This is a genomic window from Duodenibacillus massiliensis, assembly GCF_900128485.1.
GTDB classification, from domain to species: Bacteria; Pseudomonadota; Gammaproteobacteria; order Burkholderiales; family Burkholderiaceae_F; genus Duodenibacillus; species Duodenibacillus massiliensis.
The window spans coordinates 172,255-185,317 of sequence record NZ_LT635860.1 but is presented as its reverse complement, the minus strand read 5'-3'; the positions used below and the strand labels follow the sequence as shown (position 1 = coordinate 185,317).

Below are 13,063 nucleotides of genomic sequence, written 5' to 3'. Positions count from 1 at the left end.
GAATTAAGCCTTCTGAGCAGCAGCCGTCTGGGCAGCCACTTCAGCGGCAAAGTCATCGTTACGCTTTTCAAGGCCTTCACCCACCACGAAGAGGGCAAAGTCAGCGACGTTGGCGTTCTTGCTCTTAAGAAGCTGAGCAATCGTCACCTTGTCGTCCTTGACGAAGGGCTGGTCAAGAAGCGTCACTTCCTTGAGGAACTTCTTCACCGTACCGTCGGCGATACGTTCAAGCATCGCTTCGGACTTGCCGGCTTCCTTGGCCTTTTCGATCGCAACACGGCGTTCGGTTTCGATCAGAGCCGGGTCGATCCCTTCGGCGTTAAGAGCCTTGGGCTTGGAAGCAGCGATGTGCATGGCGATGTCGTGCGCGACTTCGTCGTCACCGCCCTCAACGTCAACGAGCGTAGCAATCTTGCTGCCGCCGTGCACGTACTTGTGAAGCTTACCCTTGGCTTCAAGGCGCTTGAAGCGGCGGAAGGTCATGTTTTCGCCGATCTTACCGACGAGAGCCGTACGGATCGCGTCCAAGGTCTTGCCTTCGAGTTCGAGAGCGGAAAGCGCCGCGACGTCAGCCGGGGCCTTTTCAGCGATGAGCTTGGCGGCGTCGGCAGCCATCTTGAGGAACTCGGGGTTCTTCGCAACGAAGTCGGTTTCAGAGTTGACTTCGACGATGGCGCCCGTCTTGCCGTCGGGCGAAACATAGGTGCCGATCACGCCTTCGGCGGTCACGCGGCTCGCGGCCTTACTCGCCTTGTTGCCGAGCTTGACACGCAGGATCTCTTCGGCCTTGGCGGCGTCACCGTCAGCTTCCGTAAGCGCCTTCTTGCATTCCATCATCGGAGCATCGGTCTTTTCGCGCAGGGCCTTGACCATTGCAGCAGTAATAGCAGCCATTATTTTCAACTCCTTTCGGGTTTTGACGTAAGCGGTCCGAGACTTGCGGACTGCCTACGGGAAAAATCAAATGTATTTACGAAAAAGGCGCAGCGGCGGGCTCGCATCGGGCTCGGCGTGCGCCTTTTTTCAGTTCAAAGAGACGCCGTCTTAGGAAGCAGGCGTTTCGGCCTTTTCGTCGACTTCTTCAACGAATTCTTCAGCCGGTTCTTCTTCTGCGCCCGTGACACGGTCAGCCTTGCCGGCCAAAACCGCATCGGCGATGCCGGAAGCGTAGATGGCGACAGCCTTGCTGGAGTCGTCGTTGCCGGGGATCACGTAGTCGATGCCTTCGGGGCTGCAGTTCGTATCGACAACGCCCACGACCGGGATGCCGAGCTTGTTGGCTTCAGCGATGGCGATCTTGTGGTAGCCAACGTCAACGATGAAGAGGGCGTCGGGCAGGCTCGTCATTTCCTTGATGCCGCCGATCGACTTGTTGAGCTTTTCAATTTCGCGGGTGAAGTCGAGGGCTTCCTTCTTGCTCATCTTCTCAAGGCCGCCGTCGGCGATGGTCTGTTCCATTTCCTTGAGGTGCTTGATCGTCTGCTTGACGGTCTTGAAGTTGGTGAGCGTGCCGCCCAGCCAGCGCTGGTCAACCCAGCAGCTGCCGCAACGCTGAGCCTGTTCGACGATGATGTCGCGGCCGCCGCGCTTGCTGTCCACGAAGAGGATCTTGCCGCCGCGGGCAGAGAGTTCACGCACGAACTTCGTGGCTTCTTCGAACTTTTCAACCGTCTTTTCGAGGTTGATGATATGAATCTTGTTGCGGGCGCCAAAGATGTACTGAGCCATCTTCGGGTTCCAGAAACGGGTCTGATGGCCGAAGTGGCAGCCCGCTTCGAGCATTTCACGCATGCTGGTCATTTTGAATTTACTCCAAGGTTTTCAGTCTTACGCCGCCCCGGTGTGCCCAAAGCCTGGGCCAACCCGGATGGGTGCGGACGCGCTATTTACAAAGACCGGTCCTACAAAAGCCCGGGTCTCTTCCTTTCTCCGTCCGAGTAAGCCTCAGCTGGAAAGCGCGGGATTATAGAAGAAACGCCGGTCAAACACAATATTTTTTGACTTTTCAGACCGAAGCGTCGGATTCCCGCTTGCACGCGGTTACAGTTTTTCGGGCCTCGGATACGCAATACCTCTCAATTCGAACCATGCACGCTGTATTAGACTCAGTCGGCAACTAAAGGCGGCAAAGAAAGCCTCTGTAGGTTTTGCCGCCCGTAAACCAACAATACCAACTTGGGTGAGATTCAAATGACGACTTCGCTTTTTGCCGGTCTTACGGCCGCTCCCGCCGACCCGATTCTGGGTGTATCTGAAAAGTTCCGCGCCGATCCGCGCGCCGAAAAGGTGAACCTCGGTGTGGGCGCCTACCTCACCGAAGAAGGCAAGACCCCGATTCTGGAAGTCGTGCAGGAAGCCGAAGAAGCGATCGTTGCCGCCCGTATTCCGCATACCTATATTCCGATCAGCGGTCTCGCCGGTTACGGTGAACTCGTGCAGAAGATGGTTTTCGGCGCCGCCAGCGAAATCGTTCTTTCCGGACGCGCCGCAACGGTGCAGACCTTGGGCGGCACCGGGGCTCTGAAAGTCGGCATGGACTTCATGCATCACCTCTGCGGTCTTACGGTGGGCGCCACGAGTAAACCCACCTGGGGCAACCACAATGCGATTCTTGCGATGGCCGGTTACGAAGTAAAGGGCTACCGCTACTATGACGCCGCGCGTGACGGCATCGACTTTGTTGCGATGATGGAAGACCTTAAGGCGTTGCCCGTAAAGACCCTTGTGATTCTTCACGCCTGCTGCCACAACCCCACGGGCTACGATCTCACGCACGATGAATGGGATCAGGTGATTGCGGTCTGCCAGGAAAAGGGCCTCGTTCCCTTCCTTGATATGGCCTATCAGGGTTTCGGCAAGGGCCTTGACGAAGACGCGTGGTCCATCCGCCGTTTTGCCGAAAGCGGCATGAATTTCCTCGTCTCCACCTCCTACTCCAAGAGCTTTAACCTCTACGGCGAACGCATCGGTGCGCTCACGGTTGTCACTCCGAATGCGACCGAAGCCCAGGTCGTGATGACGCAGCTTAAGGCCGTGATCCGCGCCAACTACTCCAACCCGCCCGCTCACGGCGCCCGCATCGTCTCGCACGTACTTTCCGACGCCAAGAACTACGCGCACTGGGAACAGGAACTCGCCGGCATGCGCGACCGCATCCGCACGATGCGCGCGGCACTTGCCGAAGAAATGGCAAGAATCGGTGCCAAGCGCGACTTCAGCTTTGTAACGCGTCAGTCCGGCATGTTCTCCTTCACGGGTCTTACCCCCGAACAGGTTGACCGCCTTGCGACCGAATTCGGCGTCTACGCCGTACGTAACGGCCGCATCTGTATCTGCGGGCTCAACAAGAAGAACGTCGCCTACGTTGCAAAGGCAATTGCCACGGTCCTTTAAAACGCGCGCACGTTTTAATAGACAAAGCCGCCTTCGGGCGGTTTTGTTTTATGCAGTTCTATTGCATTACCCAATAGAACTAATCGTGATTATCACTAAACAACTATATAAACTGCCGCTCAACAGTGAGGAACACCACTGCGTTTTTTTGATTAACGATCCCACTTCCCAGCTATGTCAGATCAGAACCTCTGCGAACGCTTCACCGAGACCATGGCCCGGTTCACCGAACTCACGGCCAAGCGTCTTCCGGACGATGTTGTCACAAAGCTCGAAGAACTCCGCAAGGAGCAGAAAAGCGAACTCGCCAACATCATCTACGATACGATGTTTGCCAATCAGGACGCCGCGCTGCGCCGCAACGTCCCGAGCTGCCAGGACACCGGCGTCATTCAGTACTTCATTCAGTGCGGCTCAAAGTTTCCGCTTTTAGGAGACATTCCGCAGTGCCTGCCTGAAGCCGCCAAGCGCGCAACCAAGAAAGCTCCGCTGCGCCACAACGCCGTGCAGATTTTCGACGAGAAAAACACCGGCAACAACACCGGTGTGCGCATTCCCTACACCGACTGGGAAATTATTCCTGACAGTGACGAATGCACGATCTACTGCTATCTCGCGGGCGGCGGCTGCTCGCTTCCCGGAACCGCCAAAGTCTTCATGCCTGTTGAAGGCTACGAAGGCGTCGTGAAGTTCATTTTTGACCTGATCTGCGAGCGCGGCATCAATGCCTGCCCGCCGCTTTTGGTCGGTATCGGCATCGCAGGCTCGGCTGAAGTCGCGGCTGTGCTTTCCAAAAAGGCGCTCATGCGTCCGGTGGGATCACACAACAGCAACACCCGCGGCGCCGAATTCGAGCAAATCATCGCCGAGGGACTCGATAAGCTCAACATCGGCCCCAACGGCCTCGGGGGCACCAAGACCGTGATGGGTGTGAACGTCGAACAGGCCGCGCGCCACCCCTCCTGCCTTGCCGCTGCCGTCAACGTCGGCTGCTGGGCACACCGCCGCGCCGGCATCCGCTTTAAGGCCGATCTGAGCTACGAAGTCTTCACGCATAAAGGAGTCACGCTGTGAGCAAGAAAATCCTGACGACGCCGATTAAAGAAGAAGACGTCAAAGACCTCAAAATCGGGGATATCGTTTATCTCACCGGAACGCTCGTGACGGCGCGCGACTGCGCCCACACCCGTGTCGTCAAGCACGGCCGCAAGCTCCCCGTGAACATCCGTGACCGCGCCATTTTCCACGGCGGTCCCATCATGACGCAGGATCCGACGAGCCCGAGCGGCTGGCGTGTGGTCGCAATCGGCCCCACGACTTCCATGCGCATGGAACTTTTTGAAAAGGAATTTATCGATGAAACAGGCGTGCGCCTCATCATTGGTAAGGGCGGCATGGGCCCCAACACCGAAGCCGGCTGCAAAGCGCATAAGGCCATTCACTGCATCTTCCCCGCGGGCTGCGCCGTGATCGGTGCTGAACACGTTGAAGTCGTCGAGGACGTGAAGTGGCCCGAACTCGGGATGCCGGAATCGCTCTGGTGCATGAAGGTCAAGGAATTCGGACCTTTGATTGTCAGTATCGACACCGAAGGCCGCAACCTCATTGCGCAGAACAAAGCGCTCTTTAACGAAAAGAAGGGCGGGATCGTCAAAGACATCCTTCCGAAGATCGGTTACACCGACTAAAAAATCCTCCCCCAAAAGCCGTCCGGCAGACTTTATTTACCGGACGGCTTTTTTTCGCGTTGCGCTAAAATCCCGCACTCTTATAAAAAGGACAAACAGGGATAAAGAAATGACAGACACTGTCCGCGAAACGCGCCGCGTGAGGCTCCCCGAGGGCAAGATGCCGGCTTTACGAGTGGAACCGCTTCCCAAAGACACCAACCAGCACGGTGACGTCTTCGGCGGCTGGGTGATGAGCCAGGTGGACTTAGCGGGCGGCATCACCGCCATGCGCTACTGCCTCTCGCGCAAAGTAGTGACGCGCGCCGTCTCCTCCTTTACGTTTGAAAACCCGATCCGGGTGGGTGACGTGGTCTCGGTTTACACCGACATCGTGAAGGTAGGGACCTCAAGCATCACAATTAAGGTTGAGGTCTATGCCGAGCGCCTTACCAAAGCTCACAACACCATCGATCTGGTGACGCAGGCAACGCTCGTTTATGTGTGCCTGGGCCCGGACGGCCGTCCCATTCCCATTGAAGAAAGCCGAAAGCGCTACTTTGAAGCGCACCCCAAGGAAACGGATGATCAGGGCGTCGCACCCCTGGGATCCTCAAATTAAATCCTGACGGCTGATTTAAAAAGGCTCTCCTTCGTTTTCGAAAGAGAGCCTTTTTGTTTATCGGCCCCGGCCGCCCAAAAGCGCTGCCACGGGCGCTTTTTTCTTGGTGCTTCTCAGAGGCTGCACCGGTGTTGCGGCAATAGGCCGCGGCGGCGTGTTGCTCGGCTCGTAGGGCTTATCAAAGATCGGATCGTAAACGGCCTTACGGTAGGTGCCGTACTCCGGACGCGCACGCCCTTCGTGATCATTGTCGCGGCAGTGCTCGCGCCGCGGACGATCCGAATACCCGTTACGGTCCCCGTCACGCCGCGGACGGAACCGTTCCACGGGCCGGTAGTCGACCGGCTTAAAGGTCTGCTTGGTGAGCTTTTCAATGGCGGCCACAGAACGGTCGTCCGTTGCCGTAATGAGCATGATGGCAAGCCCCTGCGCTCCCGCGCGGCCCGTGCGGCCGATGCGGTGCACATAGTCTTCCGCCACGTAGGGCACGTCGTAATTGATGACGACGGGAAGCTCTTCAATATCAAGACCGCGCGCGGCAACGTCGGTTGCCACGAGAACTTCGCACTCGCCCTTTTTGAAGGCTTCAAGCGCGGCCGTGCGTTCTTCCTGCGTTTTGTCCCCGTGAATGGAGTCGGCCTTGATGCCCGCCTGCGTGAGGGTCCGCGTGAGACGCCGGCATGTGATCTTGGCGTTCACGAACACCAGGACCTGCTTTAAGGCGGTCGCCCCCTCACCCTGGGTTTTGAGAATTTCAATAAGGGACGCCGTCTTCTGACGGTCTTCGACGCGGTAAAAGACCTGGCGGACGGTGTCTGCGGTCGCATTGCGGCGCGCGACCTCAATCAAGACGGGGTCATTGAGAAAGTTTGCGGCAAGCTTTTTGATTTCCGGCGAAAAGGTTGCCGAAAACATCAGGCTCTGCCGGTTTTTCGGCAGGTGATTGAGAATGCGGCTGATATCGGGTAAAAACCCCATGTCGAGCATCCGGTCGGCTTCGTCAAGAATGACGATCTGCACCTGCGAGAGATTGACAGCCTTGCCCTCAATATGATCCAGAAGGCGCCCGGGCGTTGCGGTGAGCACTTCAATGCCGCGGCGCAGCTGGTCTGACTGCGGCTTAATGTCAACGCCGCCGTAGACAACGCCGACCCGCAGGGGGGTGTTCGCGGCGTAAAGCTTCAGATTGTCGTTAACCTGATCGGCAAGTTCCCGCGTGGGCGCCAAAACGAGCATACGCACGGGGTGGCGCGCCGGAGAAGCGGAGGTGTTTGCCGTCCGCAGAATCCGCTGCAGCGAGGGCAACCCGTAACCCGCCGTCTTTCCGGTACCGGTCTGCGCAGCACCCATCACGTCCCTGCCCTCCAAAACGGCGGGAATGGCTTTCTGCTGAATCGGTGTCGGATTCACATAACCCATCGCCGCAATCGCGGTCTGGATACGGGAATCGAGATTGAAATCGGAAAATGAAGTAATGGCAGGCTGCTGTTGTGGCATTCCGGCTTGCGCCTTTCAGGGGCGCGTCTTAACAAATCAGAAAAAGGATAATCCGCTCGTTTTCTTAACGCGGACACGTAAACTGAAATTATATCAGGGGCGTTTTCCGCATTTTGTTCAGATTCCGTTACATTCGGGCAAACCTCGCATTTGATTTGAAGCACTGTTCAGCAAATTCTTTGCACTGCTCTGAGACAAACACCTTAGAACACAGTTTTCTGCACGGCGTAAAGTTGCCGCCGAAGCAGTCGTAAGTACTGTGTTTTTGCCGTTGCCGGCAGACAAAACCCGGCATCGGAACAGCATTACAGAGAAGGAAAAGAAAATGACAATGGAATCGCGTCGCGACTTCTTTAAGACGGCCACCGTCGGTGCTCTCGGAACCGCCGGTGTTCTGGCCGGTGTCTCCGCCACGGCTGAAGCCCGTCCCGCCCGCGCCAAGTACGATCTGATCATTGTGGGCGCCGGCTGCGGCGGCCTCGTGTGCGCCGTCCGTGCCGCGCAGCTGGGCTTAAAGCCCCTGCTGCTGGAAAAGATGGATATGCCTTTCGGCAACACCATTTACGCGGCTGGGTTCCTCTTGGGCCTCAACACGTCATTCCAGAAGGCCGCCGGTACCGCCAACGACACCAATGAAGCGTTCTTCAACGACATGATGAAGGTGTCTCAGGGCAAGGCTGATCCGGCTCTGACGCACAAGGTTGTCGATAACTGCACCCGTTTGCTTGAGTGGCTGCACAGCGACTGCGGCATTAACTTTAAGACCGGTGCCCGCCTTGTGTGGCCGCAGCTCACCCGCTCTCACCTCGTGACCGGTGACGTTCAGCCGGGCGGCGCTTATCTTGCGATGACGCTCATGAAGAAGGCTGAGTCCCTGGGCGTGGAAGTCCGCACCGGCAACAAGGTTGTCGCGCTTTTGAGCGATCCGAAGAAAGGCAACGTCAACGGCGTGCGCGTGAAGAACGAAAACGGCCTTTCTGAAGTCTATGCGAAGTACGGTGTGGTTCTTTCCACCGGCGGCTACTCTGCCAACCAGGAATTGGTCACGCAGTTTATCGGCAGCGCCGGCGCTAAGATGCCGATCCGCGGTTCCCGCATCATTGCCGGTGAAAACATTGTTTTGACGGCCCCCTTCATGCCCAAGGTTGTGAACGTTGACCAGTTCCACTGCGGCCCGATTTACGGCCCGACCGGCGCCAACCCCTTGAACATTGTCAACAACGGTGTGTGCGTGAACCGCCAGGGCAAGCGCTTCATCGATGAAGGCAAGACCTACGTTCAGATGTCCCGCGAAGTGGCAGCCAATACGCCTGACAACTGGGCCTTCATGGTGTGCGACCAGACAGCGCACGACATTCCGATTTTGAAGAACGACTGGGCAAGCTACGCCCGCACCAAGGCCCCGGTTTACACCGGCAACACCCTTGAAGAAGCCGCTAAGGCTGCGGGCATTGATCCGAAGGCTCTGAAGGAAACGATCGAAGACTACAACGAAGCGATCGAAGACGGCGAAGCCATGAAGATGAGCCCGGTCAATACCCTTCCGAAGCCCCCGGTCGTGAAGAAGGCTCCCTTCTACATCGTTCCGTTCCAGGGCGGTATGACGGCCACGTTCGGTGGTCCGCTCATCAACACCAACGGTCAGGTGCTTGACACCGAAAACCAGGTGATCCCGGGTCTCTTCTGCATCGGCAACGCTGCAGGCGGCCTCTTCTACGACAACTACGTGGGCGGCGCTCAGCTCACGAGCGCCGGCGTCTTCGGTATGACGGTTGCTGAGTACGTAAAGGGCCTTAAGGGCGGCAAGAAGGCTTAATTGCCCATTGACGTCCGCGTCAGAAGTTCTTCTTTGAGCTTCTGACGCAAAGGGAGCGGAAACCCACACGAGCCGCTCCCTTTTTTGTACCCCCTCAGACCCCTCTTATGAATGTCAGGATCTGAAGCTTCGGACTACGGCTTCTAAAGCCGCATCCGCCGCAGCCAGCATCACCGTCCCCGCAGCCGTGTCATTGACTTCACCCGTGTCCGTCGTAAGAGCCAAGGACGTCACCGCAAAGGGCATTGCCCCCGTGCGGAAAAGCCCCGCAACGGAAGCTCTGGCAAGTCGCGTCAGAGCCGTCACCGAAAGCGGAGCATCCGTTACAGTCAGAAGCAGGACTGATCCGCCCGCGCCCTGCGGCGCCTCGGTCTTTCCCGTTTCAACCGCCTGAAGCATCCCTTCGCACGCCGCAAGCGCCATGACGGCAACCTTGTAGCCCCTCACAGCGGTGCGCGAAGACGATCCGACGCCGCCAGCAAATCCGAAGGCCTCCAAACCGACACCGGCTCCGAGCGCGCCGTCTTTCACTGTGAACCGCGCACCGGACAAATCAGCCGGCAACATCTCCAGGTTGACGCCTTCCACGGGCTGCGCAAGAAGCACATCCTTTTCAGTGTCCGGCAAAAGCGCGAGCACCTTCTGAAAGGCCGTCTGGCTTGTCATCACCACCGAACCTTTAATACGGTGCGATTCCACAAGCGCCTCAAGCCCCCAGGCACGGACTTCACCGAAGCGCACGAAGGCGGCTTTGACTTCCCTTCCCTCAAACCCGACCATCGTCAGACCGCACCCGGTCTTACCCTTGTCAGCCTCAAACGTGTAGTGCTTTACCGTGACGCCCGAGACGTCCGTGAGATCGTTTTTCTCGCCCGGCGTAAAGCGCCCGAAGGCACGCGGCCGGGCTTGAGCAGCGTCTGAAGCCGCTGCCGCGGACTTACGCCCCTTTTTCAGGGCCGGTGCCTTCTTGGGTTCCTCGTCCGCAACACCGTCGCCGAGCGTCCCGTCAAAGTCCTCAAGAACACCCGCGATGTCCGCAAGGAGCTTTTGGTTCTGATCCGCCTTTTTACGCACAGCCTCTTCTGCCGCAGGCGTTAACCCCTGAGGCAGCACCGCGCCCGACTGCCGGGGTTCACCGGTGCGGGTAAAGCGCTCCTTAAATTCGTCCATCGTGTAGTAGACGCCGTCGACGATACGGCCCGAATAAACCTTCTGCTCGTGCTGCTTGTGCGTAATCGGGTCACGCTTACGGATACGGTAGCCCCCGTAAAGCGTGCCGTTGGATTCAAACACCTTCATCGCCGGATCATCCGGAAAATTCTTGATTTCCGAGGGCTGCGGCAGACGGGGTTTACGGGACGAAGCTGAAGGCATGATGTCGTTCGTTGTGCGTTAAAAACGAAAACCGCCTGCAACCTTTCACCCTACGGGAAAAAGACAGGCGGTCTTAACAAAAAAAGGCTGCGGTATTTTACAGAGCGCCCGGCGCCAAAATTTCAAACCCGCCGTCAACGTAGACGGTCTGGCCCGTTGTCATGCGGGCGAGGTCTGAAAGGAGAAACGCCGCGGCGTTACCCGCATCCGTCGTGGTGATGTTTTCGCGCATGGGGCTTAACGTTTCGCTTGCCGCAAGCATCCGGCTGAAGTCCTTGATGCCTGAGGCCGCAAGCGTTCTCACCGGTCCGCAGGAAAGGGCGTTGACGCGCATTCCCCTGGGGCCCAGGTCCGCTGCCATGTAGCGCGTCATGGATTCAAGCGCTGCCTTAGCAACACCCATGGTGTTGTAGTTCGGAAGCACCTTTTCTGCCCCCAAATAGGAAACCGTGAGCATTGCGGCGCGCCGCCCTTCCATCTGAGGCAAAAAGGCTTTGGCAAGCGCCGCAAAGGAATAAACCGAAATACTCATTGCCGCAAGAAACCCGTCGCGGCTGATACCTTCCAAAAAGGACCCCTGAATGGCCTCCCGGGGCGCCCAGGCAATGGAATGAACAAAACCGTCCATGCCGTCGGGCCAAACGGCTTTCACGCTTTCAGCACAGGCCGCCACGGAAGCATCGTCCGAGGCATCAAGCCGGATCACCTTGGCATTGAGTTCCTCAGCAAGGGCTCTCACACGGCATTCAAAGCGCGCGTTGTTGTAGGTGAGGATCAGTTCGGCACCTTCGGCGTGCGCCACGCAGGCAATGCCGTGCGCAATGGAGCGCTCGGAGGAAACGCCCGTGATGACAAACCGTTTGTTGTTAAGCATCGGCATTTTCAAAGTGCTCCTTCCTTCGGGGTTTCTTTTTCGCGGCGCTCTTTAGCGCGTTCAAGCGAGAGTTTCTGCAAAACCGCAGAGAGTTCCGCAAGAAGCTCCAGATGAGTCTTGGCGAGTTTCTGGTAGTCCTCAACCGTCACGGCTTTCTTTAAAGCCTGCTCGTAAAACTGCGCAATAACGGTCGTGAGACTGGCCGCCGTATCCGCAATGCGGATGTCGTTATCCTTCTGGATTTCGGTCACCGCCGCCAAAAAGAGCTTGTGCTCATTTTCCTCGGGCGTTAAGTCCGGATCGTCCTTGACGGTCCGGCCGTTGGCGGTGAGAACATTGCAGTAATCGTCAATGAAACGCTCACGCGTCAGAAGATCGATCGAACGCTCGGCAACATCGAGCACAAAAACAGGACGCACTGACGGCTCCCCCAAAAACAAAATGACCGCAGGAACGTACCCGAGGTCTGAAACGCGGCGATTATATCGGGATGCGGAGCGCGAAACTACCCGGTAATGCCGAAAAGTGCGCCCGATCATCCGAACGGCCGGATTAGAATTTCAGAATATGCGCCGCCAAAGCGGCACCGACCACATTTTCAGAGGTTTTTATGACAGCCGTTCTCATTAAAAACGCGGACGTTTACGCGCCCGAACATCTGGGCACCGCCGACGTCTTTATCGTCAACGACAAGATTGTTGCCGTCGGCAAAGACCTCACGGTGAACGTCCCCGGCATGGAAACCGTGGACGCCAAGGGACGCGTGATGATGCCGGGCGTCATTGACCAGCACATCCACGTCACCGGTGGCGGCGGCGAAGCCGGCCCGGTCTCCCGCTGCCCGGAAGCAAGCCTTCATGAATTCATTGAAGCCGGTATCACCACCGTAGTGGGCGTCTCCGGCACCGACAGCGAAACCCGCAGCATCGAAAACCTCCTCGCGAAAGTCCGGGCACTGAAAACCGAAGGTCTCACAACCTACATGTGGACCTCAAACTACGCGTTTCCCGTGACGACCATCACCGGCACCGTGCGCCGTGAACTACTGACGATTCCCGAAGTGATCGGCGTAAAGATTGCGCTCGGTGACCACCGCTCGAGTTTCCCCACCGAGCAGGACATCCTGCACCTTCTCTCCGACATCCGCGTGGGAGGCATGATTTCCGGTAAGACCGGGTTCCTGCACGTGCACCTCGGAGACCTCGGCAACACCGCCTACGACATCATCGATGCCTGCTGCGACGCCGGCATGCCCATCAAACACATCCGCCCGACACACTGTGCCCGTAAAGACGTCACCTGGGAGCGGTCGCTTGCGTTTGCCCGCCGCGGCGGCATGATCGACCTCACGGCCGGCCCCTGTATCTGCGGTACGGCCGCTGACGCCGTTTTCTGTGCACTCGAAGACGGCGTCGCGGCCGACAAGCTCACGCTCTCCACGGATGCGCACGGCTCCTTCCCGCGCTTTGACGATAAGGGCGAGATGATCGGACTTGACGTCTGCCCCATTAACGGCGCATGGCCCGAATTTCAGAAGCTCGTGGAAAAACTGGGCTTTGAAAAGGCAATCGGCTTTGTTTCCACGAACCTCGCGAAGGGCCTCAACCTCGCGGGCAAGGGGCAAATCAAGGACGGCATGGACGCCGACCTGCTGCTTGTAAACGACGCCTGTGAAATCACCGATATGTTTGCCCGCGGCCGCAGCATGATGCGTGCGAGCACCGTCGTTGCCAAGGGGATGTACGAAAAGTAATCCTCTCCGGCAGGAATGATTGAGGCGCCGAAGGATTATCTCCTCACGGCGCCTTTTTTGGTCCTCC

12 protein-coding genes are annotated in these 13,063 nt (G+C 57.8%); 6 read left to right on the top strand and 6 right to left on the bottom strand.

All coding sequences use genetic code 11. The features are described 5' to 3' along the window. Positions 1-3 precede the first annotated feature (3 nt). Positions 4-894 carry a translation elongation factor Ts gene (gene tsf, locus BQ7486_RS06405; RefSeq protein ID WP_074009399.1) on the bottom strand — a complete coding sequence of 297 codons (891 nt, stop codon included), beginning with the start codon at positions 892-894 and terminating at the stop codon, positions 4-6. A 150-nt stretch (positions 895-1,044) separates the two neighbouring features. Further along, positions 1,045-1,800, bottom strand: a complete 756-nt coding sequence (gene rpsB / locus BQ7486_RS06400) for a 30S ribosomal protein S2 (RefSeq protein WP_074009398.1) — start codon at positions 1,798-1,800, stop codon at positions 1,045-1,047. Between the two features lie 390 nt (positions 1,801-2,190). Between rpsB and BQ7486_RS06395 the strand changes: the two genes are divergently transcribed. From BQ7486_RS06395 to BQ7486_RS06380, 4 genes are all read left to right on the top strand, one after another. Then, positions 2,191-3,393, top strand: a complete 1,203-nt coding sequence (locus tag BQ7486_RS06395) for an amino acid aminotransferase (RefSeq protein WP_074009561.1) — start codon at positions 2,191-2,193, stop codon at positions 3,391-3,393. A 174-nt stretch (positions 3,394-3,567) separates the two neighbouring features. Further along, a complete protein-coding gene (ttdA, locus tag BQ7486_RS06390) occupies positions 3,568-4,467 on the top strand; it encodes a L(+)-tartrate dehydratase subunit alpha (RefSeq protein ID WP_022373634.1) in 900 nt (299 codons plus the stop codon). Continuing rightward, the gene (gene ttdB, locus BQ7486_RS06385) at positions 4,464-5,081 is read left to right on the top strand and encodes a L(+)-tartrate dehydratase subunit beta (RefSeq protein ID WP_022373635.1); all 618 of its coding nucleotides are present in this window, start codon (positions 4,464-4,466) and stop codon (positions 5,079-5,081) included. The genes ttdA and ttdB overlap by 4 nt, the downstream gene beginning before the upstream one ends. A 109-nt stretch (positions 5,082-5,190) precedes the next feature. After that, positions 5,191-5,682, top strand: a complete 492-nt coding sequence (locus BQ7486_RS06380; protein WP_074009397.1) for an acyl-CoA thioesterase — start codon at positions 5,191-5,193, stop codon at positions 5,680-5,682. Positions 5,683-5,739: 57 nt separating this feature from the next. Here the strand turns inward: BQ7486_RS06380 and BQ7486_RS06375 are convergent, their stop codons facing one another. Then, positions 5,740-7,179, bottom strand: coding sequence for a DEAD/DEAH box helicase (locus tag BQ7486_RS06375; protein ID WP_074009396.1), 1,440 nt, complete (start codon positions 7,177-7,179; stop codon positions 5,740-5,742). Positions 7,180-7,510: 331 nt separating this feature from the next. On the opposite strand from BQ7486_RS06375, the gene BQ7486_RS06370 reads away from it, so the two are divergent. Next, positions 7,511-8,995, top strand: coding sequence for an FAD-dependent oxidoreductase (locus BQ7486_RS06370; protein ID WP_235836750.1), 1,485 nt, complete (start codon positions 7,511-7,513; stop codon positions 8,993-8,995). Between the two features lie 114 nt (positions 8,996-9,109). On the opposite strand, the gene BQ7486_RS06365 is transcribed toward BQ7486_RS06370, so the two are convergent. From BQ7486_RS06365 to BQ7486_RS06355, 3 genes are all read right to left on the bottom strand, one after another. Continuing rightward, complete coding sequence (locus tag BQ7486_RS06365; RefSeq protein WP_074009395.1) at positions 9,110-10,369, bottom strand: P1 family peptidase; 1,260 nt, start codon at positions 10,367-10,369, stop codon at positions 9,110-9,112. 97 nt (positions 10,370-10,466) lie between these two features. Continuing rightward, complete coding sequence (locus BQ7486_RS06360) at positions 10,467-11,249, bottom strand: enoyl-ACP reductase FabI (protein WP_074009394.1); 783 nt, start codon at positions 11,247-11,249, stop codon at positions 10,467-10,469. 2 nt (positions 11,250-11,251) lie between these two features. Beyond that, positions 11,252-11,662, bottom strand: a complete 411-nt coding sequence (locus tag BQ7486_RS06355; protein ID WP_022373641.1) for a hypothetical protein — start codon at positions 11,660-11,662, stop codon at positions 11,252-11,254. Between the two features lie 191 nt (positions 11,663-11,853). Here BQ7486_RS06355 and iadA point away from each other — a divergent pair, with 191 nt between their 5' ends. After that, positions 11,854-12,996, top strand: coding sequence for a beta-aspartyl-peptidase (gene iadA, locus BQ7486_RS06350; RefSeq protein ID WP_074009393.1), 1,143 nt, complete (start codon positions 11,854-11,856; stop codon positions 12,994-12,996). Positions 12,997-13,063 lie beyond the last annotated feature (67 nt).

Bases quoted from the DNA above. Each gene is read 5' to 3' on its own strand.
- ttdA (WP_022373634.1), top strand. From the start codon at position 3,568: ATGTCAGATCAGAACCTCTGCGAACGCTTCACCGAGACCATGGCCCGG.
- BQ7486_RS06395 (WP_074009561.1), top strand. From the start codon at position 2,191: ATGACGACTTCGCTTTTTGCCGGTCTTACGGCCGCTCCCGCCGACCCG.
- tsf (WP_074009399.1), bottom strand. From the start codon at position 894: ATGGCTGCTATTACTGCTGCAATGGTCAAGGCCCTGCGCGAAAAGACC.
- BQ7486_RS06370 (WP_235836750.1), top strand. From the start codon at position 7,511: ATGGAATCGCGTCGCGACTTCTTTAAGACGGCCACCGTCGGTGCTCTC.
- rpsB (WP_074009398.1), bottom strand. From the start codon at position 1,800: ATGACCAGCATGCGTGAAATGCTCGAAGCGGGCTGCCACTTCGGCCAT.
- BQ7486_RS06380 (WP_074009397.1), top strand. From the start codon at position 5,191: ATGACAGACACTGTCCGCGAAACGCGCCGCGTGAGGCTCCCCGAGGGC.
- BQ7486_RS06365 (WP_074009395.1), bottom strand. From the start codon at position 10,369: ATGCCTTCAGCTTCGTCCCGTAAACCCCGTCTGCCGCAGCCCTCGGAA.
- BQ7486_RS06375 (WP_074009396.1), bottom strand. From the start codon at position 7,179: ATGCCACAACAGCAGCCTGCCATTACTTCATTTTCCGATTTCAATCTC.
- iadA (WP_074009393.1), top strand. From the start codon at position 11,854: ATGACAGCCGTTCTCATTAAAAACGCGGACGTTTACGCGCCCGAACAT.
- BQ7486_RS06360 (WP_074009394.1), bottom strand. From the start codon at position 11,249: ATGCCGATGCTTAACAACAAACGGTTTGTCATCACGGGCGTTTCCTCC.